Annotated in this window: 16 protein-coding genes; 7 read left to right on the forward strand and 9 right to left on the reverse strand. The window is 38.0% G+C overall.

All coding sequences use genetic code 11. The features are described 5' to 3' along the window. Positions 1-165: 165 nt before the first annotated feature. Positions 166-636: a ribonuclease HI gene (rnhA, locus tag IM793_RS17210; RefSeq protein ID WP_132396469.1), complete on the forward strand. Its 471-nt coding sequence runs from the start codon at positions 166-168 to the stop codon at positions 634-636. Here rnhA and fbp read toward each other — a convergent pair. The 6 genes from fbp to IM793_RS17240 form a co-directional block, all read right to left on the reverse strand. Continuing rightward, a complete protein-coding gene (fbp, locus tag IM793_RS17215; RefSeq protein ID WP_193423471.1) occupies positions 633-1,712 on the reverse strand; it encodes a class 1 fructose-bisphosphatase in 1,080 nt (359 codons plus the stop codon). The two genes, rnhA and fbp, sit on opposite strands and share 4 nt — an antisense overlap. 19 nt (positions 1,713-1,731) lie before the next feature. Next, positions 1,732-2,223, reverse strand: coding sequence for a metallophosphoesterase (locus IM793_RS17220; protein ID WP_193423473.1), 492 nt, complete (start codon positions 2,221-2,223; stop codon positions 1,732-1,734). A 193-nt stretch (positions 2,224-2,416) separates the two neighbouring features. After that, on the reverse strand, positions 2,417-3,937 hold the full coding sequence (locus IM793_RS25000; RefSeq protein WP_193423475.1) for a serine hydrolase: 1,521 nt from the start codon (positions 3,935-3,937) through the stop codon (positions 2,417-2,419). Then, positions 3,874-4,227: a serine hydrolase gene (locus tag IM793_RS25005; protein WP_193423477.1), complete on the reverse strand. Its 354-nt coding sequence runs from the start codon at positions 4,225-4,227 to the stop codon at positions 3,874-3,876. The genes IM793_RS25000 and IM793_RS25005 overlap by 64 nt, the downstream gene beginning before the upstream one ends. A 281-nt stretch (positions 4,228-4,508) precedes the next feature. Further along, positions 4,509-5,210: a tRNA1(Val) (adenine(37)-N6)-methyltransferase gene (locus IM793_RS17235; RefSeq protein ID WP_193423479.1), complete on the reverse strand. Its 702-nt coding sequence runs from the start codon at positions 5,208-5,210 to the stop codon at positions 4,509-4,511. Position 5,211: 1 nt separating this feature from the next. Further along, entirely contained in the window at positions 5,212-5,592 is a 381-nt protein-coding gene (locus tag IM793_RS17240) for a VOC family protein (RefSeq protein ID WP_193423481.1), read from the reverse strand. A 203-nt stretch (positions 5,593-5,795) separates the two neighbouring features. On the opposite strand from IM793_RS17240, the gene purL reads away from it, so the two are divergent. Next, positions 5,796-9,521, forward strand: coding sequence for a phosphoribosylformylglycinamidine synthase (purL, locus tag IM793_RS17245; RefSeq protein ID WP_370629808.1), 3,726 nt, complete (start codon positions 5,796-5,798; stop codon positions 9,519-9,521). A 324-nt stretch (positions 9,522-9,845) separates the two neighbouring features. Here the strand turns inward: purL and IM793_RS17250 are convergent, their stop codons facing one another. Next, on the reverse strand, positions 9,846-10,733 hold the full coding sequence (locus tag IM793_RS17250; RefSeq protein WP_193423486.1) for an energy transducer TonB: 888 nt from the start codon (positions 10,731-10,733) through the stop codon (positions 9,846-9,848). A 157-nt stretch (positions 10,734-10,890) separates the two neighbouring features. Here IM793_RS17250 and IM793_RS17255 point away from each other — a divergent pair, with 157 nt between their 5' ends. Further along, on the forward strand, positions 10,891-13,065 hold the full coding sequence (locus IM793_RS17255; protein ID WP_132396485.1) for a glutamine synthetase III: 2,175 nt from the start codon (positions 10,891-10,893) through the stop codon (positions 13,063-13,065). Between the two features lie 1,413 nt (positions 13,066-14,478). Continuing rightward, entirely contained in the window at positions 14,479-15,660 is a 1,182-nt protein-coding gene (locus IM793_RS17260; protein ID WP_193423488.1) for an AIR synthase related protein, read from the forward strand. Positions 15,661-16,452: 792 nt separating this feature from the next. Here IM793_RS17260 and IM793_RS17265 read toward each other — a convergent pair. Both IM793_RS17265 and IM793_RS17270 read right to left on the reverse strand, forming a co-directional pair. After that, positions 16,453-17,667 (reverse strand): M57 family metalloprotease, encoded by a 1,215-nt coding sequence (locus IM793_RS17265; protein ID WP_193423490.1) that lies wholly within the window; start codon positions 17,665-17,667, stop codon positions 16,453-16,455. 381 nt (positions 17,668-18,048) lie between these two features. After that, positions 18,049-21,447, reverse strand: coding sequence for a TonB-dependent receptor domain-containing protein (locus IM793_RS17270; protein ID WP_193423491.1), 3,399 nt, complete (start codon positions 21,445-21,447; stop codon positions 18,049-18,051). A gap of 607 nt (positions 21,448-22,054) precedes the next feature. On the opposite strand from IM793_RS17270, the gene lpdA reads away from it, so the two are divergent. The 3 genes from lpdA (at position 22,055) to IM793_RS17285 (ending at position 25,055) form a co-directional block, all read left to right on the forward strand. Further along, positions 22,055-23,443: a dihydrolipoyl dehydrogenase gene (gene lpdA / locus IM793_RS17275; RefSeq protein WP_132396493.1), complete on the forward strand. Its 1,389-nt coding sequence runs from the start codon at positions 22,055-22,057 to the stop codon at positions 23,441-23,443. 212 nt (positions 23,444-23,655) lie between these two features. After that, the gene (locus tag IM793_RS17280; RefSeq protein ID WP_193423494.1) at positions 23,656-24,495 is read left to right on the forward strand and encodes an MBL fold metallo-hydrolase; all 840 of its coding nucleotides are present in this window, start codon (positions 23,656-23,658) and stop codon (positions 24,493-24,495) included. Further along, positions 24,495-25,055: a GNAT family N-acetyltransferase gene (locus IM793_RS17285; protein ID WP_193423496.1), complete on the forward strand. Its 561-nt coding sequence runs from the start codon at positions 24,495-24,497 to the stop codon at positions 25,053-25,055. The genes IM793_RS17280 and IM793_RS17285 overlap by 1 nt, the downstream gene beginning before the upstream one ends. Positions 25,056-25,158: the final 103 nt, after the last annotated feature.

Raw genomic sequence — 25,158 nt, forward strand, 5'->3', positions numbered from 1 at the left:
ATGTCACAAAAGTACGACTTTAAATATTCCTTGCAAATATTTTTTTCAATGTTTTTACAACAAATTTTTAATTCCTTAACATTCAATTATTTGAAATTGAAAAAAATATTCAGCAGCAGATAAAACAAGCTATTTTGAAGCTAAAAACATAACTTTACGGCGTTTATGATCGAAATTTATACAGACGGAGCAGCTAGCGGTAACCCCGGACCAGGTGGTTGGGGTACAATTTTAAGAGCAGGACAACACTATAAAGAATTAAGTGGTGGCTTTAGAATGACCACAAATAACCGCATGGAATTGTTGGCTGTAATAAAAGGATTAGAAGCACTAAAAAGCTTGAACCAGCAGGTAACCGTTTATTCAGATTCGAAATATGTAGTAGATGCCGTAGAAAAGAAATGGGTTTTCGGCTGGGCAAGCAAAGGTTTTAAAGACAAAAAAAACAAAGACCTTTGGATGCGCTTCCTTGAATTATATAAACTTCACAAAGTTAAATTCATCTGGATTAAAGGTCACAACGATCATCCTGAGAATGAGCGTTGCGACCGTTTAGCTGTTTTTGCTTCGCAAGACAAGCAAAATTTAGCGATTGATACTTTTTTTGAGGTAGAAAGAAGTAAAGCACAGCTTTAATCCAATCCACCGATAATATTTAAATCTTCCAGTTTAGCATCTACTTTAGCCTCAACAGAGATCGATTTTGCCGTGTATAGCAACATCATTTCTTCGGCTTTTTCAACCATTTTTTTTGATCCGATAAAAATCGGCACCCTTTGATGCAGTTCAGTTGGGTTAATATCGAGGATCCGTTCAAAACCTGTACTGGCCTTGCCCCCAGCCTGTTCAATAATAAAAGCCATTGGATTACATTCGTACAACAACCTTAATTTTCCATTTGGCGAACGTGAAGTTGTAGGGTAAATATAAATCCCGCCTTTAATTAAATTCCGGTGAATATCGCCTACCATCGATCCGATGTAACGGGATGTATACGGCCGTTTGGTCGCCTCATCTTCTACCTGGCAGTATTTAATATACTTTTTAACCCCATCAGGAAAATGCACATAATTACCTTCGTTTAACGAGTACATATAGCCTGTTTCTGGTATTTTCATCTGCGGGTGCGAAAGGCAAAACTCGCCGATTGATGGGTCTAAAGTAAAACCATTAACACCTTTTCCAGTGGTGTACACCAGCATGGTTGATGAGCCATAAATAATATAACCGGCAGCAACCTGTTGTGTACCTTTTTGCAATACATCTTCCAAACTGGCCCTCCCCTCAAGCGATTTCCTTCTGTAAATGGAAAAAATAGTACCAACTGCTACATTCACATCCGTGTTTGAGGAGCCATCTAATGGATCGATACAAACAATATATTTGGCATTCTGCGAAACCGGCGATTCAATATGAATAATCTCGTCTTCTTCTTCAGTTGCCACTATACAGCATTCACCACCACTGGTTAGTGCAGCAATAAACTGCTTATCAGCATAAACATCTAATTTTTTCTGTTCTTCTCCCTGGATATTTGTAGTGCCCATATCGCCAAGAATATCAACCAAACCTGCCTTATTTATTTCTCGGTTTACGATTTTTGCGGCAATACCAATGTCTCTTAGCAGCCTGGAGAGTTCACCTTTGGCATAAGGAAAATCTGCCTGTTTTTCTATAATAAATTGTCCTAGTGTTTTAACGCCACAAACCATACTTAGTGTACATTTTACATTATCTAACCGATAACTCTATGACCTCTAAGGTATGAATATTTTCATCAGTAATGCAAAATCTAACCAGGGTTCTCACCTTGTGCCAGCCATGTTTTCCCGCTGCACCGGGGTTTATATGCAAACATTTAATCTTTTCATCGAACATTACTTTCAAAATATGCGAATGCCCGGCAATAAATAATTTAGGAGGGTTAGTGTATATTTCAGGCTTTACAAAAGAAGAATATCTACCAGGATAGCCACCAATATGCGTCATCCATACATCTACACTTTCGCAGCTAAATCGATTTTGTTCAGGGAACTCCGCTCTGATTGTACCATCATCTATATTTCCGAACACACCACGCAAAGGCTTAAATTCGGCTAATGGCTCGGCTACATGGGGTCCAAAATCTCCGGCATGCCAAATTTCATCTACACCATCGAAGTGTTTAAAAACCGCATCATCTAAAAAACCATGTGTATCAGAAATTAATCCTATTTTTTTCATTATGTAAAGTTAATACCCATTGCGTTTTACACTTTTATTACGGGTAAATTATTTTTCGTCCTTTAAAAACAACTATAAAAAAGAAGCTTTTCAGCTTAAACGGTAAACAAATCCCAATAAATTATCATTTTTATTTATAGGATATTATCATTTGACAGAGATCATAATTAAGCCCGATAATCAGATTGTTCTTTTAGTTTTGCCTTACCTGCTTAAATGTTCCGTTTGGTTGTATAAACGAAACGGACGAAGCTGTTGATACGCCCTCTTTTTTCTCAAATTTTAAACTAAAGCCTTTTAGATTTTTAAAATTAAAAGTATCGCTTCCTACTGAAATGGTTTCATATTCTGGCTGACCGGGTACTGAAACAAATAAAATTTTGCCTTTTAAATACACCTTGGCCATCCCCTTTTCGCCGTAAGTACCGACATAACTTTCTAAGTCCGCAGCACTCAACTCAACAGTTCTTGGTTTGTATGTAAAAATGGTTGGTTTCATTCCCCGCTCAAGCGGAATGCTGATCCCTTCAATTTTGCCGTCCTGTCCGCTGATAAAATTAAAACGCAGATTACTTTCTGCAGTATCAATCTTCCCTTTTTTATCGATACCGCTGATACTGAACACATCATAATGATAGTGCCTAAGCAAAAGTTTCTCTTTTCCCATCATAGCAAAAAGTGAATCATTTCTAAACGATACATTGATTATACCATAAGCAGGATTATCAAACAGCCCATCGTAATCTTTTAAAGGATGTGAAGGTTTGGTATTTAAAACGTGGGTGCTTTCAGCTGTTTTTTTTGTTGCCTTCTCCCTTTCTTTCGCTTCTGCTTTAGCTTTAGTAACCCTCCCGTTCCAATCGATAGTTTTCAATCCTAACACCCTATCGGCAATACTGCTGTATACGATTTCCGGAACACCTGAGGTGTTTTGATTGGTTAAAACTACAATACCCAAACTATCGGTCGGAAAAAAGGATACACTAGCCGAGAAACCATTAATATTACCCCCATGCTCTACCATATAATGGCCTCGGTAGGAGTTGATCATCCAGCCAAAACCATAAGTAGACAGGTAAATATCATTGTCCTTTGCCGGCAGGCCCCCATCTCTCACCATTTGAGAACTCGCGGCCTCTCTAATATAAGAAACGGGTAAAATTTCTTTTCCCTTATAAGTCCCGCCGTTGATCCACACTTTTAACCAATGCGTCATATCGTTTACACTGCTATTGATGCTTCCCGCAGGTCCCATTCCATCTATATTAAAATAATCGATCTTTTCAATAGCACCTTTATCATTTATGGTATAGGGTAAAGAAGCATCATTATCCTTTTCGAATTCAAAAATATTAGTATTGGAACGGTTCATCTCCAAAGGATCGAAAAACTTTTCTTTAATGTTCTCCTCCCAGGTATTTCCGGTCAGTTTTTCAACAATCATACCCTGCGCCAAAAACATAAAGTTATTGTATTGCCATTTCTCACGCACAGGAGCGGTTGGCTCCATATAACGCACCCTCTGTATAATACTATCGCGATTGGAAGTATTAAAAATAAACCACGATAAGTCATAACGCGATAAACCGGTTCGATGGCACATCATATCGCGCACGGTAATCTGGCTGTTCATATTATCATTATAAAACTTTAACTGCGGTAAATAAGAGGTAGCAATGCCATCAAATGATAGCTTTCCTTCTTTTTGCTGCAAACCATGAGTGCGGAGGTAAAAGATTTAGTACTAGAACCAATAGCAAAAAGTGTATTCGGCGTAACCGGTTTTTTGTTTTCGACATCGCGGTAACCAAAACCTTTACTATAAATTACCTGATCGCCTTTTACCACAGCTACTGCAAAACCAGCCACCTGCTGATCTTTCAAGATTCTGTTTAGCAAAGTATCAATCCCGGCTAAAGGATCGCCGGTTTTTTGTTTTTTGGATTGAGCAAAAGAAGATAGTGCCATGAAACACAGCAAGAACACTTTTAGAATACGTTTCATTTTTAATTTAGGTGAGATTATGCCTCCTAAATTACAAATGATAATGAGATTAATCAGATATTGTTTGTGCTTTATTTGGTTTGATTAAGCCCTGCGGGGTTTGTGTTCAATATTTTTCAAAATTAAATCATCGTTTATGAACACAAAACCACTGCGTTTCAGGTTTGTTAGTACCAATTTACCTGAACTGCAACTGTTTTTTTGATTTTACCAGCTCCTGGGATTGACGGCGTTCTTCGGTAAACACTCTTGCTTTTCGAAAGGAAGCTTTTAAACCAACTCTAATAAGCCAGAAAAAAATCTTTCAGTAAAAGCTTATATGCTTTGGTATGCTCATTTAAAGATTCGTAAATATTAAAATCACTTTCTTTTAAAAGCGTTTTGCCTTTTTTCAAACAGATCATCTGCCTGAAAGCTGGCTTATTTTCATCGGAATGAATATTGATCCGTTCAGCAAGCGATAAATCATATTGGGATGCGATCGCAATCACTTCATCCGCCTGTTTTATTGGCAGAATAAGCCAGATCAATCCTCCATCAGCCAAAAGTGAGCTTGATTTTTCAACCAATAAGCTGAAAAAATCTTCACCTGCATGCCGGGCGATACCTTTTCTAATCTCTTCGTTCTTTAAGTCGTTTACAAAAAAAGGTGGATTGGAAACAATCAGATCAAATTTTTCATTATTGTTATATTGTTCAATTGCGATATGGTTAATACTTAACCGCTCACTGAAAACTGACGACTTGAAATTCTTTCCCGCTGTTTCTGCTGCTTGTCCGTCTATTTCTACTGCATGTATATTTGCATCAGGAAAACGTTGCGCCAACATCAATGCAATTACTCCGGTACCTGTTCCGATATCCAATATGTTTTTAGGCGCATGGTGATTTGCCAAAGCGCCAATTAAAACCCCATCGGTATTAATCTTCATGGCGCAACCTGTCTGATCGACTTCAAACTGCTTGAATTTAAAAACACTCATCTTAAACCTCGTACAGTTCTAGTGGTAAACCATCCGGATCAGCAAAAAAAGTAAAACGTTTATCCGTAAATTCGTCAATGCGGATCGGCTCAGTCACAATCCCCTGATCATTTAACCGCGAAATCTCCTTCTCAATATCTTCCACCTCAAAAGCCAAATGACGTAAACCCTGAGCCTCTGGCCGCGACGGACGTGCAGGTGGATTTTCGAAAGAAAAAAGCTCGATCTGATACACACCATTTACGGCAAGATCTAGTTTATACGATTTCCTTTCAGCACGGTAAACCTCAGCCAAAACAGTAAAGCCCAATTTATTCACATAAAAATATTTCGATTTTTCGTAGTCAGAACAAATAATGGCAATGTGGTGGATGCGAAGCATAAATAATGATTGAATTTTGACTGAGTAAATGAGCGACTTAGCGCTTAACAAAAATGCGCATTCTCTAACTGAATTAACCAATAATTATTTCAACATTCTCATTCAAAATTCACTCATTCCATCATCGGCCATTCTCTCATTCAATAATTCTCTCATTCAATCTTTATATTTTGACATTCAATCATTCAAAATTCAATAATTCAATCACTGTAGCACACCAGTTTTTTCATTTTAAAAAGCTATTTTTGCAACTTCAAAAAAAAAGCATGATTCATTTCTTCCTTAGTCAATCGCAGGCGATTTTTGTTCTACAAACAGACAAAGCGCTTTCTACCACTGATATTACTAAACTTGAATGGTTATTTGGCGGCGCCAAAATCTCGCAAGAAACAGCCCTGACAGGTTTTTTCGTTGGACCAAGAGCGGCAATGATTACCCCCTGGAGTACCAACGCTGTAGAGATTACCCAGAACATGGACATGCAGGGAATCATCAGGATTGAAGAATTTAAGCAGGTTGAAGAAAACTTTGCTGATTACGACCCGATGCTTTCTCAAAAATACGATAAGCTTGATCAGGAGGTATATACCATCAACATCAAACCTGAACCGATTTTAGAAATTATCGACATTGCGGCTTATAATAAACAGGAAGGACTTTCTTTAAGTGATGAAGAAGTTGAGTACTTAAATACATTAGCAAAAAAACTAGAAAGACCTTTAACCGATTCTGAGGTATTTGGTTTCTCGCAAGTGAATTCAGAGCATTGCCGTCACAAAATCTTTAACGGAAAATTCGTAATTGATGGTGTAGAGCAGCCGACTTCATTGTTTAAGCTGATCCGCAAAACTTCTGAAGAAAATCCGAACGATATTGTTTCAGCATATAAAGATAACGTAGCCTTTATTAAAGGCCCGAAAGTGCAGCAATTCGCACCTAAACGTGCAGATGAGCCCGATTATTACACTACTAGCGATTTCGACTCAGTAATCTCTTTAAAAGCAGAAACACACAATTTCCCAACCACAGTTGAGCCTTTTAACGGTGCCGCAACCGGTTCCGGTGGCGAAATCAGAGACCGTTTGGCTGGTGGCCAGGGTTCTTTACCTTTAGCCGGAACTGCCGTTTATATGACTGCGCTTTCGCGTTTAGAAGATAACCGCCCATGGGAACAAGGCGTTGAAGAAAGACAATGGCTGTATCAAACGCCAATGGATATCCTGATCAAAGCATCAAACGGTGCTACCGATTTTGGTAATAAATTTGGGCAACCGCTAATTACAGGTTCGGTATTAACTTTCGAACATGAAGAAAACAACAGAAAACTTGGCTTCGATAAAGTAATTATGCTTGCCGGCGGTATTGGTTATGGTAAAGCCAGCCAGGCGCAAAAACTTAAACCACAGGAAGGCGATAATATCGTGATCTTAGGTGGCGAAAATTATAGAATCGGAATGGGTGGTGCAGCAGTTTCATCTGCTGATACTGGTCAGCACGGAAGCGGCATTGAATTAAATGCCATCCAGAGATCGAACCCTGAGATGCAAAAACGTGCAGCCAATGCCGTTCGTGGTATGGTAGAAAGCGATCACAATTCGATTATTTCTATCCACGATCACGGAGCAGGTGGTCACCTAAACTGTTTATCAGAACTGGTTGAAGAAACCGGTGGTTTAATTAACCTCGATAAACTGCCAGTGGGCGACCCTACCCTTTCGGCCAAAGAAATTATTGGTAACGAATCGCAGGAAAGAATGGGATTGGTAATCGGCAACGAGCACATCGAAACCTTACAAAAAATTGCCGACCGTGAACGTTCACCTATGTATACTGTAGGTAAAGTTACCGGCGATCACCGTTTCACCTTCAAATCGGCCAATACCGGTTTAAAACCTATGGATTTTGAGTTGGCCGACATGTTTGGCAGCTCGCCAAAAGTTGTAATGGAAGATACCACGGTAGATCGTAAATACAGTGCACTTAATTATGATGCTACCCAATTAAATACTTACCTGGAACAAGTGCTTCAATTAGAAGCGGTAGCAGCTAAAGATTGGTTAACCAATAAAGTAGACCGTTGTGTGGGTGGCCGTGTAGCCAAACAGCAATGTGCAGGTCCCTTACAATTGCCATTGAACAATTGTGGTGTAATGGCTTTAGATTTTCAGGGAAAAGAAGGGATTGCTACTTCAGTTGGTCATGCGCCACTTTCAGCATTGATTGATCCGGCTGCTGGTAGCCGCAATGCCATTGCCGAATCACTTTCGAATATTGTTTGGGCCCCTTTAAAAGATGGATTAAAAAGTGTTTCACTTTCTGCCAACTGGATGTGGGCTTGTAAAAATGAAGGTGAAGATGCCCGTTTATATGCAGCGGTAAAAGCCTGTTCTGATTTTGCCATCGATTTAGGAATCAATATCCCAACCGGAAAAGATTCATTGTCGATGAAACAGAAATACAAAGATGGTGATGTAATTGCGCCAGGAACGGTAATTATTTCTGCCGGGGCAAATTGCGATGACATTACCAAAGTAGTTGAACCTGTATTGCAGAAAGATGGCGGATCGATATACTACATCAACCTTTCTAATGATACTTATAAATTAGGCGGTTCATCTTTCGCACAGATTTTAAACAAAATAGGTACAGAAACACCAGATGTAAAAGAAGCTGATCAATTTAAATCGGCTTTCAATACATTACAGCAGTTAATTAAAGCTGATAAAATACAAGCTGGTCACGATATTGGTAGTGGTGGTTTAATTACAACCCTATTGGAAATGTGTTTTGCCGACCGCGACTTAGGCGCTTCTATCGATTTGTCTTCTTTAGCAGAAGCAGATAGCATTAAAGTATTATTTGCAGAAAATATCGGCATTGTTTTCCAGGCCGATGCTTCAGTTGAAGAAACTTTTGCCCAGGCTGGCGTTGCTTTCCATAAAATTGGTGAGGTGAATACATCAACTAAGCTGGAAGTTAAGAATGCTGCAGATAGTTTCAACTTTGATATCGACCATTTACGTGATGTTTGGTTTAAAACTTCTTATCTGTTAGATAACAAACAAACAGGTAACGGTTTGGCGAAAGAACGTTACGACAATTATAAAAACCACGTTTTAAATTACACTTTCCCTTTACAATTTGATGGAAAGAAACCTGTAATCGACGAAACTAAACCTAGACCTAAAGCAGCCATTATCCGCGAAAAAGGAAGTAACTCCGAACGCGAATTGGCCAATGCCATGTATTTAGCCGGTTTTGATGTGAAAGATGTACACATGACCGATTTAATTACGGGAAGAGAAACTTTAGAAGATATTCAGTTTATAGGTGCAGTAGGTGGTTTCTCTAACTCTGATGTTTTAGGATCAGCAAAAGGTTGGGCAGGAGCATTTTTATACAACGAAAAAGCAAGAGTAGCTTTAGAGAAATTCTTTGCCCGTCCTGATACTTTATCTGTTGGTGTTTGTAATGGTTGCCAGTTATTTGTAGAGTTGGGCTTAATTAATAAAAACCACGCAGAAAAACCTAAAATGCTGCACAACAAAAGTGGCAAGCACGAAAGTATTTTCACTTCTTTAACCTTACAGGAAAACAATTCAGTGATGTTATCAAGCCTTGCTGGAAGCACTTTAGGCGTTTGGGTATCACATGGTGAAGGCAGATTCTCGTTACCATACACAGAAGACAAATATAAAATCGTAGCTAAATATGCTTACGAAACTTATCCGGCCAGTCCGAATGGTTCTGATTACAACACCGCAATGTTGTGCGATGAAAGTGGTCGCCACCTCGTGATGATGCCGCACATTGAGCGTTCATTGTTCCAATGGCACTGGGCAAATTATCCGCAAGGCCGTAAAGATGAAGTTTCTCCATGGATGGAAGCCTTTGTAAATGCACGCAAGTGGATTGAGAACAAGGGATAAGAGTTAATGGATAACGTAAAATGGATGATGGAATGAAAAAACATCATCCATTTTTTATTTATTAGTTATCCTTTCGAGCGGAGTGCCTTATAGCGCCGTCATCTCGACTGAAGCGAAGCGAAATGGAGAGATCTATAATAGATTTCTCGACTGCGTTGCTCTACGCTCGAAATGACGCAACTATTTAAATCAGATTACATAAAAAACGGCCTGGGCACCGCCCAAACCGTTCAATCCACCTAACCCTACATCTCCCTAAAAACCAGGAGCGTTAATAGAAAGTCCCCCATCATCCATCTTCCATCGCACATCTTCCATACCTTTCTAATTAGAAATCTGAAAGTTAATGGCCATATTATACCTTACACGCACCGGAACACCTTTATTTTTCCCAGGTTTCCAAAGCGGCGATTTTTTAATCACTTTAATTGCTTCCTCATCGCAGCCAAAACCGATTCCTTTAATTACCGATACATCAGTAATAGAACCATCTTTTTCTACCACAAAACTTACAAATACTTTTCCGGCTGCGCCTTCATCCTGAGCTCTTGATGGATACCTTAAGTTACGCTCCATATATTTAGACCAGGCTTTGGCACCGCCTGTAAATTCAGGATATTCATCAGCTCCTAAATAAATCTCTTTATCTTCAGTGGGTCCATTACCTTCTTTAGCGGTTCCTGCTCCATCACCATTACCTTTTGTATCTGGAATAACCAAATTTGGAGCTACAATCCCATCTTGTGTTCTATCACTGATCACAGCATTCTCGATTTCTTTAATCGTTGGCGGATCCGGAAGATTTACTTTATTTACGACAACTATATTATTGGATAAGGCTACTGTTTTAACCTTTACCGGTTCTGCTTTTTTTGGTTCAGGTTTTTCCTCTGGTTTAGGCAGATCCGGTTTCATCTGGTGAATCACATCCGTTAAGTCTATAATTTTTGCCGTTTCTACAACCGCTTCTTCTTTAGGAACCAATTTTGCATAAATTAAGGGAGAGAAACAGGCAAGTACAAATAAACTTCCAGATACAAAAAGTGCCCTTGTCATAATCTTCGAAGATTTAGACCTTAAATCGTAAGCACCATAGTTTTTGTTGCGGTTTGCAAATACAAGATCGAGCCACTCGGTTTTGTATACGTTAATTGAAGAGTTGAACATAGCTTTTATTTTTATACCATGATGCAGCGAAATCTTCAATTCCATAAAACATTCGAAAAATCTATTTTCTTTACAAAAAATGAAATTTCTCACCCGAAAAACATTTTTTTATTTCATTTTCAATAAAATTCATAAAAACAACACGATTCTTTGACGAGAATTAATAAAATATACTATTTTTGACAAAAAACATAACGAATTAATGAAAAGCTTAAGAACCATCGCATTAAAAGAGGCTCAAAACAGAATTTCACCAGAAGTTAAAGCACCAGCGGCAAAAATTTCTGACTTTTTTGGCGCTAATGTATTTGATAAGAAAAAAATGAGAGATTTCTTATCTAAGGACGTATATGAAAAATTAATATCATCTATCAACCAGGGTGAGTTAATTAATTCAGACGATGCCAACCAAATTGCAACCGCTATGAAAGCGTGGGCAATGAGTGCCGGTGCAACGCATTATACGCACTGGTTCCAGCCGTTGACAGGTACAACAGCTGAAAAACATGATTCATTTTTTGAGCCAAGTGGCGATGGAGCTATTGAGAAATTTGCAGGAAGCGCTTTAGTTCAACAAGAGCCAGATGCTTCTAGTTTCCCTAACGGTGGTATCCGTAATACTTTCGAAGCCCGTGGTTATACTGCCTGGGATCCATCATCTCCAGCATTCATTATGGAAAGTAAAGCAGGTAAAACCCTTTGCATCCCTACTGTTTTCGTATCTTACACAGGGGAAGCGTTAGATTATAAAGCACCTTTATTAAAAGCATTAGCTGCACTAGATAAAGCTGCTGTTGATGTTTGCCAGTATTTCGATAAAAGCATCACTAAAGTAAATGCATCTTTAGGTATTGAGCAAGAATATTTCCTTGTTGATGAGTCGTTATTTAACGCCCGTCCGGATTTATTGTTAACTGGTCGCGCTTTATTCGGACACATGTCTGCTAAAGGCCAGCAATTAGAAGACCATTATTTCGGTTCTATTCCTGAGCGCGTATTCAGCTACATGGTAGATTTCGAAAACGAAGCTTTAAAATTAGGCATTCCTTTAAAAACCCGTCACAATGAGGTTGCACCATCTCAGTTTGAGTGTGCACCAATTTACGAAGAAATCAACTTAGCAATCGATCACAACCAATTGTTGATGGATTTGATGGAAAAAGTTGCCCGTCGTCACCACTTCCGTGTTTTATTACACGAAAAACCATATGCAGGTATCAACGGATCAGGTAAACACAACAACTGGTCGCTAATTACCGATACAGGTAAAAACTTATTGGCACCAGGCAAAACGCCAAAAAACAACTTAATGTTCCTTGCTTTCTTTGTAAACACCATCAAAGCAGTTAGCGAGCATGCCGATTTATTACGTGCAAGTATTGCATCAGTAAGCAACGATCACCGTTTAGGTGCTAACGAAGCGCCGCCTGCAATTATCTCTATCTTCTTAGGTTCACAATTGAACGATGTATTAGATGAGATTGAGCACTCACGTATCAGCAAAAAAATCAAAGAAGATAATGCACTTTGGTTAGGTATTCCTAAAATCCCTCAGATTTTATTAGATAATACCGACCGTAACCGTACCTCTCCTTTCGCATTTACAGGTAACAAATTTGAGCTTAGAGCTGTTGGATCTTCAGCAAACTCTTCTGCCCCAATGACGATCTTAAACGCAATTATGGCCGAGCAATTGGTTAAATTTAAAGTTGAAGTTGATAAATTGATCAAAAAAGGTGATAAAAAAGACATCGCTTTATTAACTGTGATCAAAAAATACATCAAAGAATCTAAAAACATCCGTTTCGAAGGTAATGGTTATAGCCAGGAGTGGGAAGATGAAGCTGCAGCACGCGGTTTATCAAACATCAAAACTACACCAAAAGCTTTAGATGCTTATTTAACGGAGAAATCTGCTGATTTATTTGCTACTACTGGTATTTATAGCGCACGTGAGATTCATGCCCGTCATGAAATCATGTTAGAAAACTTCTACAAAAAATTACAGATCGAAGCACGTGTAATGGGCGAAGTAGCTAACACGGCTATTATTCCTGCTGCAATTGCTTACCAAAATTCTTTAATCGCAAACGTACAGGGATTAAAAGCAATTGGTGTAGATAGCAAAGTTTCTATTGATATCGTTAAAAAATTAACTGAGCACTTAGAAATTGTAAAAACCAATATCGATGCGATGTTAGAAGAACGTAAAGTAACCAACAAAATCGAAGATACCCGCGAAAAAGCGATTGCCTACGATGAGAAAGTTAAATCTTACTTCGATATCATCCGTTACCATGCTGATAAATTAGAGCAAATTGTTGACGATAGCGTTTGGCCTTTACCAAAATTCAGAGAATTATTATTCATGAAATAAGAAAGGCGTAAGCTAAAAGGTTTAAGGCGTAGGGTTTATACTCTACGCCTTTTTTGTTTTCATAAATCCGTCATTGCGAAGAGGAACGATGAAGCAATCTTACAACGATCGCTACTAAGTAAGTCCATCAGCTGCAATTCCGAAGTAGCGTACTCCTGAACTTGGTTCAGGATCTAATCGAAATTGCTTTACGTTGGCAAAGGCTTTTTTCTGGAAAAGCAATACCAGTACTTCTCGGTTATAGCAGTCCTGCTTTTCTTACTGCTGTAATTTTTTTCTATGTCTTTAATTCATCGTTCACAGCATCCATCCAATCAGGTTTATTTAAACCAGGCCTGTGCAAAATATCATTAAGTTCAGGGATAAATCTCAAAAAGATGTCACCCTGAGGGGTAATCTATGGTATAAATCAATATGAATGACAGATTTTTAGCGAATTATAGGCTGCAAGAAATCGTCATTCCCAACTTGATTGGGAACCACGGAGTGCTCATGAATGCCTTTGAAACAAGGGAAACTTATGAATAATCGTAATGCAAGCGCTTTAAGATTCCCGCCTGCGCGAGAATGACGGCCGTACTGAGAGGTTCTGTCTATCATAACGTAGTCCAAGGGCATTTATTTGCGATTTATCAACCACAAGAAGTCTTCGACTACGCTCAGACTGACAACCGCCGCGCTTAACTTAATGACATTGGCCTGTAGAAGAAAAAAATCAGCCACAAGGAACCAGCCCGCTGTACCTAAGCCCGATTGTACGGATGCCGTTTTAATCGAAAGTTTTTTAATACCCGAAATTTAAAACGGCAGGAGGAAAAGCGGGTCCGAAAGCCGCCATGGAATACGAACGTTCACTTCAAAACCTCTTAAATTAGCTACCGTTATCCCCACCACAGCGTCCTCCTGAACTTGGTTCAGGATCTAATCGAAATTGCTTACGTTGGCAAAGGCTTTTTTTTTGAAAGCAATACCTGTGCTCATTGGTTAATACAGTCCTGCTTTCCTTCCTGCTGTAAATTTTTCACCGGATTTTTAATTCATCGTTTACAGCATCCATGCAATCAGGTTTATTTTAGATAGGCCTGTGCAGGAAAAAACCCAGCCACAAGGAATCAGCCCGCTGTACCTAAGCCCGATTGTACGGATGCCGTTTTAATCGACAGTTTTTTTAATACCAGAAATTTAAAACGGCAGGAGGAAAAGCGGGGCTGAAAGCCGCCATGAAAAATGAACGCTCACTTCCAAAAAAAACGAACTCCTACCTTTTACAACCTTAAATCTTTGTGCTCTTTGTGCCTTTGTGGTAAACAAACCAGGTACTTAAGGTGGTAAAAAAGCCTTGCCATTTAGCCATAAAAAACCTTAAGTATTTAGCTTTAGTCTTTCCCCTTAAAACCTTATCTTTGCGGCAACATGAGTGATAACAGGTACAATCAACGCGGCGTTTCTGCCTCAAAAGAAGATGTGCACAATGCCATCAAAAACATCGACAAAGGAATTTTCCCTAAAGCGTTCTGCAAAATCATCCCCGATATTCTAGGTGGTGACGAGGATTATTGCAACATCATGCACGCCGATGGTGCCGGTACCAAATCTTCTTTAGCTTATGTATACTGGAAAGAAACCGGTGATATTTCGGTATGGAAAGGTATTGCACAAGATGCCATTATCATGAATATCGACGATTTAATCTGCGTGGGCGCTACCGATAATATTTTGTTATCCTCAACCATTGGGCGGAATAAAAACCTGATTCCCGGAGAAGTAATTGCGGCTGTAATTAACGGAACAGAAGAAATTTTAGCCGACTTACGCGAACAGGGCATCTCCATCTACTCAACAGGTGGCGAAACGGCAGATGTTGGCGATTTGGTAAGAACCATTATCGTCGATTCTACGGTGACTTGTCGCTTAAAGCGCGAAGACATCATCAGCAATGATAACATTAAACCTGGCGACGTAATTGTGGCCTTAGCTTCATCGGGACAAGCGACTTACGAAACCGAATACAATGGTGGCATGGGATCGAACGGATTAACCTCTGCCCGTCACGATGTTTTTGAAAAAGCTGTTGCCAATAACTACCCTGAAAGTTTTGATCCGGCAGTACCTTTCGACCTGGTTTTCTCCGGAAAGAAACAATTGGCCGAAGAAATCGAGATTGAAGGTTTCGGCAAAACCACTGTAGGTAAACTGGTATTATCGCCAACGCGCACGTATGCACCTGTAATTAAAAAGATTTTAGAAAGCTACCGCAGCCAGATCAATGGAATTGTACATTGCAGTGGCGGCGCACAAACAAAAGTATTACATTTCATCAATGATGATATCCATGTCATCAAGAATAACCTCTTCCCTATTCCGCCGCTATTTAAATTGATACAGGAACAATCGGGCACCGATTGGAAGGAAATGTACAAGGTATTTAATATGGGTCATCGCATGGAACTATATGTACCACAAGAAATTGCAGATCACATTATCGAAATTTCTAGAAGCTTTAATATCGATGCGCAAATTATCGGTCGCGTAGAAAAAGGTGATCAGAAACAGGTAACTATCGAAAGCGAAAAAGGAACTTTCGTTTATAATTAACGATCAGGATACAATTTAAAAAGCCTGCTGAAATTTAATTTCAGCAGGCTTTTTTGTTATTCACGCTCTACAAACTTATGAAAGGTACTTTCTTCACCATCTGCTTTTTTATCCTGATACAAAAAATCAAGTTTGTTGTCATCAAAGGTCTTAAAAAAAGTATCCCAATCTGTTTCCTTTAAGTCTGAAGAACTATCGCTGTGTTTTGGAAAGTGTATCCTTAAAATACCACCACCATTTTTTTTATCTGTATCTGCAACTATTGCCGGTACACCGCCATGTTCCTCTGCTCATGCTTTTATGGTAGCATGATCATGGGTTTGTTTTGAACTGCTCATTGTTTTATAATTAGTTTTTTAATAAATAGATTAATATTAAAATCGCTTTTGAGCAGAAATGGTTTTGATTATAATAAAAAAGCTATCTATCTAATGACTTAACTTTATGAGATTCTCAGCCCTTATTACAAATCGGCAAGAACAATCAGGTTCTGATTGGGAAGAATTTCTAAGGCGTTAACTAGAGTACCGAATGGGGCTTTAGGCCTTTCAGAAGGTTATGGAAAAATTATCAAAATTTCTAAAGCTTCAATATTGATACATGTTTATAGGTTTCGTAGAAAAAGGTGAGCAGAAATAGCTAATTATAGAAAGTGAAAAAGCAACTTTCGTTTATAATTAAGAAATATTAAAAAAGGCTGAAGTAATTTCAGCCTCTTTTTTTAAAAAATAATCATAAAAATAATTTATGAAAATTATGGTTAGGTAGAACTAATTTTAATTTTATAAAACTCTAAGGCGCCAAATGGTAACCACCAAAAGGGGCTAAAGAATAACCGCTCGTATTATTTTGTATTTCGGTTCCATAAGAATATGTAATATCTGTTACAAAAGTACCTAAATCATAAGAGGTAGCACCATTGGGAACTAAAAATACTCTGGTCAACTGCGAACTACCAGAGTATTCGAATACTTTGACTACAAAGTTATTACTTGTTGTATACGGTACTGTTAAATTTTGATCCTGATAAAATTCTAATGTAAAATTAGTACTTAATAAGGTACGATCATCACAGCATCCAATTAGGTAACTTTCATCACTTATTAGTGTGTTAACTTGCTTCACATATACATTTCTTAATCTTGGATATGTTCCATTTAAAGCCAATATATCTTCATCAATAAATGGTCTATCAACTCCATTTGCACATGCTAACATCCAAGACCCACTTACAGGATCTGGCGATGTTCCTCTAACATGATTTGCATTGCCTCCTTCATTATTCCCTTGAGTTACTTGACCACAACTGAATGCTCTGTTCATATAATCCGTATGCCTAAATCCAATAGCATGACCAATCTCATGAGCAAAAGTAGAGGCAATGTCAGAATAAAAAGAAGAGGTATTGTAATAATAAGTATTAACCAAAATTTGATTATACGGATTTCCATTTGAAGGCAAACCGGATGCCATTAGGTAAGCAGTTACATTACTTGGTTTATTATTTGGATCAATAAAAGTTGTTGATATTACAATGTTAGCAGAGGATGAGCTCATACTTCGTGAAAATGTTAAGCCGAATTCTAACGCATTATATCTTGCTATCGCCAAATCTAATCCATCTATAATGTATTGTTGAAAAGAGGGAGGTATATAGATGCTGATATTCTTAACTCCACTATTAGCAGTTAATAAGTTAGATACATAATGGCCAACGGGATCTTTAGATTGTAATAATCGATCTTTAATATTCAAGCCAAGAGTAATTTTCGACTTAGGATTTTCACTTAAACCATCAATATCAGTTTTCGTCAATAAAATATCGCCTTCTACAATATAACCATCGCCATGCTTATGTAATCCTTCGGTAGTATCAAATCCAGCTGCTTTTAACTTTTGAATAATTTCAATGGGTATTTCAGTATTATTTTCTGCACGGCCATTATCTTTTTTACAAGCACTAAGAATTGTGATGAGTAAAAAGAAAGCGTAATAGATTTTTTTCATGTTTAAATGTTTTAAATTTTAATTCATATAGATTTAATCGTTAGGTAAAACAATGGATGATCTATTATAGAAAGCACAAAAGTTTAGGTATTAAATTGAATCAGATTAGGAGGGATGAACTGCTTAAAAGCAAAACATTATAATCTAATTGGCGAAAAGGAATATTTTCGTAGAGAGCGTGCGTTTCATAATAGTATTTTGTTTTCCGTTATAAAAATACTTATCTACTATTAAGCAACTATTGTTTTTTACATGAAGTAGTTAGTTTATTACACGAAATACTTCCCTGAATAGATAATTAGCTTGTTTTAAAATGGTGGTAAAAAACAAAAGCCCCGATCGAATGATCGGGGCTTTTGTTTTTATATAATTTAGTAGGTATTAGTTAAAAATATAACGAACACCAAACTGCATATAATATGTAGATAAAATGGTTTGAGATGTGCCAAAGGTATTTCTAACGATATCACCTTGTGCCGCACCTAGAATAAATGTTGGTTTTGTAGTTCCATTAACTAATGCAGCATTTTGAGGAACCAAAATAGATGCATTATTAACAAAGTTTACGTTACCCCATTTACGGTTCAACAAATTACCAACGTTGAAAATATCAGCTGTAAATTCAAAAGTATTTTTTGACTTACCGTAATTCTTGAAGATTTGTTGAGTGATTCTTAAATCGAATTGATTTCTCCATGGAGAGGTTGCCGCATTACGTTGCGCATATTCGCCCCTATGTTTGCTCAAATATGGATCCTGCGCTATATAAGTTTCAAAAATAGCACTTTGTTCTGCAGCAGTATATGATCTAGGATATGCTCTGGTTACAGTAGAAGTACTTACTAAGTTGGCTGGTACAGCAACAAAATTTATTTCAGATGCATCTTTAGGGATATAAATCAAGTCATTTCCAGAAACACCATCTCTATTGTAATCAGCTCCATAAACATACGAATATCTTCCTTGTTGAGACCCCTCATAAAACAATGAGAATGAAGTAGCAAGGTTCTTCAAATATTCTTTTCTATAAGATACACTTGCGATAATGCGATCTGGATTTAAATTTTGAGAATAACTCAAAGTTGGTATATTAGGATTGGTAGATGTTGCTGGGATAGACCATAAGTTACCTAGCTGATCTCCGCCACCATCTCCATAATTACGTTGATCAGAACGTGTATAAGCAAGCATTGCTGATATTCCACTATTAAATTGCTTAGTTAACTGACCAGTAATCATCCAGTTATAACCGCCTTTAGCATTGGTCATCTCTGTTACGTTTAATGCAGATGTTCCGTTAGTAGTTGGAATACCAGCACTGTTGATGTCTACCTCTTGTCTTCCAGCAACAGAGCTAGGATATAATGGTCTATTATCTGGATAACCTGAGATATTAGTTGTAGTTGGATTTACCAAGTTGATGTTTTTAGCAACAGCGACATTTAAATCTTTACCATAAATACCTTCTAATGTTCCTACAATTCCCCAAGGTAATTTAACATCAAATGCTAAACTTGATTTCCAGGTCTGAGGGAATTTCAAATCAGGAGCCATAACACTAATCGTTCCTGGTATACTTGTTCCAGCTGCTGGTTTAGTCGCGGTAAGTAAGTTCGGAGCAATACTTGGATTAAATGAGGGAACAATTCCACCACTAAGGCTTGAATAAGTTTGTAAATATTGTAGTAAACCTGCATCACTAGATTGTGATACAATCCATACAAAAGGAACACGGCCAGTAAATATACCTGTTCCACCACGAACTTGTAACGAACGATCTCCCATAACGTCCCAGTTAAAACCAAAACGTGGCGAATATGATAATCTATTTTCAGGTAAAACACCTGTATCTACTTTTCTTCCATCATGAAAAGTTTGAGCAGCTACTAAAGGATGTGTTTGAATTTCTGGAGCGTCCGGATAAGTTGCTTGTTCAATACGTAAACCAGCAGTTAATTTTAAGCGATCAGAAACGGTAAATTCATCCTGTAAATACGCTGAATATTGAGCGAACTTAAAGCTAGGGAAGGCTTGAGAACCATCAGCAGTTAATGGATAAGTTACAGAATATTGTAGTGGCTTAGCTCCATTTTTGAAGTCATCCCATGATTTGAAAGTATAGAAACCAGTACCAAAACGCTGAAATCCATTTTTAGTAGTACTGAATTCCGCTTGCAAACCTAAGGTAATATTATGCTTTCCTAAAGCTAAGCTCAAGTCATCAGAATAAGTATATCCTTTAACATCTCTTAAGTTCCCGTAAGTGAATGGTTCGTACCCAAAAGTGGTCAAAACATTTCCTGCATTTGAAGCATTTTGAGTTCCATCCAAGATATCAACTAAAGGAAATGGAGAACTATCCGAATTTCTTGGATCGTTTTGATGCGAGTAAGTAGCACGTGCAACATTTGTTAGTTTGCTACCAAAGTTCGACGTCAACTCAGCAACTGCAGAATATAGGTTTGCCGCTTGGTAATAATTAGAATTATAAAAAGGTAATCCCGCATTATTTGCAGTACCCGACCTATTATTGTTATAACTCAACGCACCAGTAACTCCTGAGTTGGTTACAGATGTACTCGCTGGAGAAGGGCTTTGACTTTCAACCTGATTATACCTTACACTAAAACGATGATTTTTAGTAATATTCCAGTCTAAGCGGGCAAACATTTTTTCGTTATCACTTACATTTGAATATCCTTGATATGGTCCTGTTTTATAACCATATTTAGCATCTAAATACGAAGAAATTTCGTTCAAAAGCAATTGACTAGCCGGCACAACAGTATTCGGGGTACCTGGAGCTCCGTATGGCAAGCCAGGGGAAGAAGCTATTCTTGTTGTTCCTGGTTGAATAGTATGCTTTTTTTCGTAATTAACAAAAAAGAACAATTTATTTTTTACAATCGGCCCACCTAAACTAAATCCATAATTTTTCTCGTCCAATTTTTGAATTGAAGCATCAGGAATACGATACGTCTCACCAATTCTTTTACCTTGTTGTTCTTCACCACGCATGGTATAGAAAGCACTACCTTGGAAAGTGTTGGTACCTGAACGTGTTACAGCAGAAATTGAACCACCAGTAAAACCTGTTTGACGAACATCGTAAGGTGTTACATTGATCGAGATTTGCTCTAACGCATCAATTGAGATTGGAGAACCACCCGCAGGAATGTTTTGACCGATGCCAAATTGGTTGTTAAAGTTAGCACCATCTACAGTAAAATTGTTAGAGCGATAGTTACCACCACCAATAGCACCCTGAGTGCCCGAAGATTGTGGCGTTAAACGGGTTAAGTCGTTAACGCTACGTGTAATCGTAGGTAACGATTGAATTTGCTGCCTTGAAATTACTGTAGAAGTTCCATTTTTGTTTGAATTCAAAATACTATTAGCGCTTTGACCAACAACTTTAACCTCAGATAATGTTGAACTATTGTCAGTTAAAGTTAAGTTTACCAAATAAGGCTCACCTATTTTTAAGTAAACTTCAGTTAATTTTTCAGGTCTGTAACCAACAAAACTAACTTCAATGGTATAAGGCCCACCAACACGCATACCACCAATGGTAAAACGACCATCGCTATTGGTAGACACAGAATATACTGTACCCGTTGGCGTATGTGTTGCTTTAACACTTGCACCAGGTAAGGCGCCTTTGGCGTCTTTAATGGTTCCTGTCATTGACGATGTGGTTACCTGTGCTTTCGCACCAACAGTAATACCTACAAATGTAACAATAACCAGTACTAATCTTAAAAGTAAAGATTTCTTCATACTTTGTTTTTTTAAATGTTTTTTTGTTGTTGAGTAATCTAATTAATGATATTATTCCGCAAATGTACCCAATAAAATTTAACACATTTTAACATTCAATGTTAAATAATTATTAAGTCAGACAAAACTTTTCAACATTTAACACATATTGCGCAGATTATAACTTTCAGTTTATCAACACTTTGATAATAAAGCTAAATTTTTAATAACGAAACAATCAGTTGATTATAATTTAAGCATAAAACTTATGTTAATATTGGTATTTTTCGAATAATATATATTAACGCCATTTTTTCAACCATAACATCCCGGTTATTTAACTTTTTGTTACCCCATCAATATATTATTCTGTAAATCAACTTGATTATAGCTATTGTTTTAGCATAAAATATTCAAAGCAATATTCATCCATTGTAATTTTTAAAAGCTATCTCAACATTGCCCTATTCAATTGACATTTTTTTTTTAGTTTTGAGCGATTGTTGCGAGATGAAAATCTTTTAACCTTTGTAATCAGGTTGTAGGCAACCCATATTAAGGGATAATGAAGCAGATTACAGGTATAAAACAATTAAAAACAAATCTCTTTAAAATAGATTAAAAACAGATGAATTACGACGTTATTGTTTTAGGCAGCGGCCCAGGTGGTTACGTAGCTGCAATCAGAGCTTCTCAGTTGGGACTAAAAGTTGCAATTGTTGAGCGTGAATCATTAGGTGGTATTTGTTTAAACTGGGGCTGTATCCCTACTAAAGCACTTTTAAAAAGTGCTCAGGTTTTCGAATATATTAATCATGCTGCTGATTACGGAATTACTACTGCTGGTGCAACTGCAGATTTTGCTGCTGTGGTAAAACGCAGCCGCGGTGTTGCAGACGGCATGAGCAAAGGCGTTCAATTTTTAATGAAGAAAAATAAAATTGACGTCATTATGGGTACTGGTAAAGTAAAACCAGGAAACAAATTAGAAGTTAAAGGTGCTGATGGTTCTCAACAGGAACTAAGTGCTAAAAATATCATCATTGCTACAGGTGCCCGTTCAAGAGAATTGCCTAACCTGAAACAGGATGGCAAAAAAATTATCGGCTACCGCCAGGCAATGGTACTTCCTGAATTACCAAAAAGCATGGTAGTGGTAGGTTCTGGTGCAATTGGTGTTGAGTTTGCTTATTTCTACGCTACTATGGGTACCAAAGTAACCATCGTAGAATTTATGGATAACGTTGTTCCGGTTGAAGACGAAGACGTTTCTAAACAATTATTGCGCAGCCTAAAAAAAGTGGGTATTGACGTAATGACTTCGGCAAGTGTTGAATCGGTTGATACCAGCGGTGCAGGTTGCAAGGTTTCTGTTAAAACCGCTTCTGGTATGCAAACTATCGAGGCCGACATCGTACTTTCAGCAGCAGGTATTGTAGCCAACATCGAAAACATTGGTTTAGAAGAAACAGGTATCAAAACAGAGAAAGGCAAAATTGTTACCGACGAATTCTACAATACTTCAGTTAAAGGTTATTATGCCATTGGCGATGTAGTAGGCGGACAAGCTTTAGCACACGTTGCTTCTGCAGAAGGTATTATCTGTGTAGAAAAAATCGCTGGTCAGCATGTTGAAGCATTAGATTATAACAACATCCCGGGATGTACTTATTGTACTCCGGAAATCGCTTCAGTAGGTTATACCGAAAAAGCAGCTAAAGCGGCTGGTTACGAATTAAAAATCGGTAAATTCCCATTCTCTGCATCAGGTAAAGCAAGTGCTGCCGGTGCTAAAGATGGTTTCGTAAAATTAATTTTCGATGCTAAATACGGCGAATTATTAGGCGCACACATGATCGGTGCCAATGTTACTGAAATGATTGCCGAAATCGTAGTTGCCCGTAAACTGGAAACTACTGGTCACGAAATGATTAAATCTGTTCACCCTCACCCTACCATGAGCGAAGCCATTATGGAAGCTGCAGCTGATGCTTACGGAGAAGTGATACACTTATAGTCCAAAGTCTGTAGTCCAGAGTCTACAGTCGAAATATATAGAAACCCTTTAGTTAATCCTAAAGGGTTTTCTTATTTTACCCAATTCGAGTCTTGATACCAGATACTAATTACTTGATACTGTTAATTCTAAAGGGTTTTCTTATTTTTAGCCAATTCCAATCTTGATACTTAATACTAGCTTCTTGATACTAATTACCTGATCCTACAAAAATGAAACTCCACACCATAAATACAGGCTTATTTAAATTAGACGGCGGCGCAATGTTTGGCGTTGTACCCAAGGCCATCTGGCAAAAAACCAACCCGGCAGATGCCAATAACCTATGCACCTGGGCCATGCGTTGTCTGTTAATAGAAGAAGGCGACCAATTGATTTTAGTAGATACCGGAATTGGAAACAAACAGGACGAAAAGTTTTTCAGTCATTATTATCTGCATGGGGATGATTCGATGGAAAAATCCCTGGCACATTTGGGCTTTAATACAGCCGATATTACTGATGTTTTTCTTACACACCTGCACTTCGATCATGTAGGCGGAGCAATAGTGAGAGAAAATGACAAACTGGTGCCTGCGTTTAAAAATGCACACTATTGGAGCAATGAAAAGCATTGGCAATGGGCGGCAGAACCAAATGCAAGGGAAAAAGCTTCATTTTTAAAAGAAAATATTTTACCGATCCAGGAAAGCGGACAACTTAAATTTGTGGCCGAAAAAGAAAATATCGAATGGCAAAAGAATATCAATATCAGCTTTGCTTATGGCCATACTGATGCCATGATGTTGCCTAAAATCAATTACAAAGGCAGAACCATTGTGTACATGGCCGATCTTTTGCCTTCAGTCGGTCACTTGCCCCTGCCCTACGTTATGGCTTATGACATGTTCCCTTTAAAAACGCTAACCGAAAAACAAGCCTTTTTAGAAGAAGCGGTTAACAACAATTATATCTTGTACTTAGAGCACGATCCCATTAACGAATGTTGTACCCTGCAACGCACCGAAAAGGGAATCCGCATGGCAGAAACCTTTAAGTTAAGTGAAATATAATGATCAGACCAGCAAGCCCTTCAGATGCTACAGCAGTAGTGCCATTGATTATCCAGGCGATGGGCAAACTGGCACAGAAACTAACCAATGTTGAAGATGAACATGTGATCAATCAAATTTTAAAACACTTCTTTATGCTGCGGGGTAATCAATACAGTTATGAAAATACGCTGGTTTTTGAAGAAGAAGGGAAAGTTTTGGGATCATTGAACGCTTATGATGGAGGAAAACTGCCTGAACTCCGCAAACCATTTCTTCATTATGTGGCCGTACACCACCATTCAAGCGGCCTTAATCAAGACACTGAAACCGAAGCCGGGGAGTTTTACCTCGACAGTATCAGCGTTAACCCTTCAGCTCAGGGAAAAGGAATTGGAAAACAGCTGATTAAAGCAGGTATAGACTGGGCTAAAAAACTTGGTCACCATAAAATTGGGCTATTGGTAGAACAAAATAACGACAGAGCATTAAAGCTTTACCAAAATATGGGTTTTGCTATTCAAAATGAAAAACAATTTATGGGCGGATTATACCATCACATGGTTTTTAAGATCAAATAATTAGCCTCTGGACTTCAACTCTGCACCGCCAAACGCCCAACCCCAACCGCTTCCAAAATTTATTTTCTCTTTTATTTGTATTTAATCTAAATAATGCCAATTT

It is taken from the genome of Pedobacter sp. MR2016-19 (assembly GCF_014947265.1).
GTDB lineage: Bacteria > Bacteroidota > Bacteroidia > Sphingobacteriales > Sphingobacteriaceae > Pedobacter.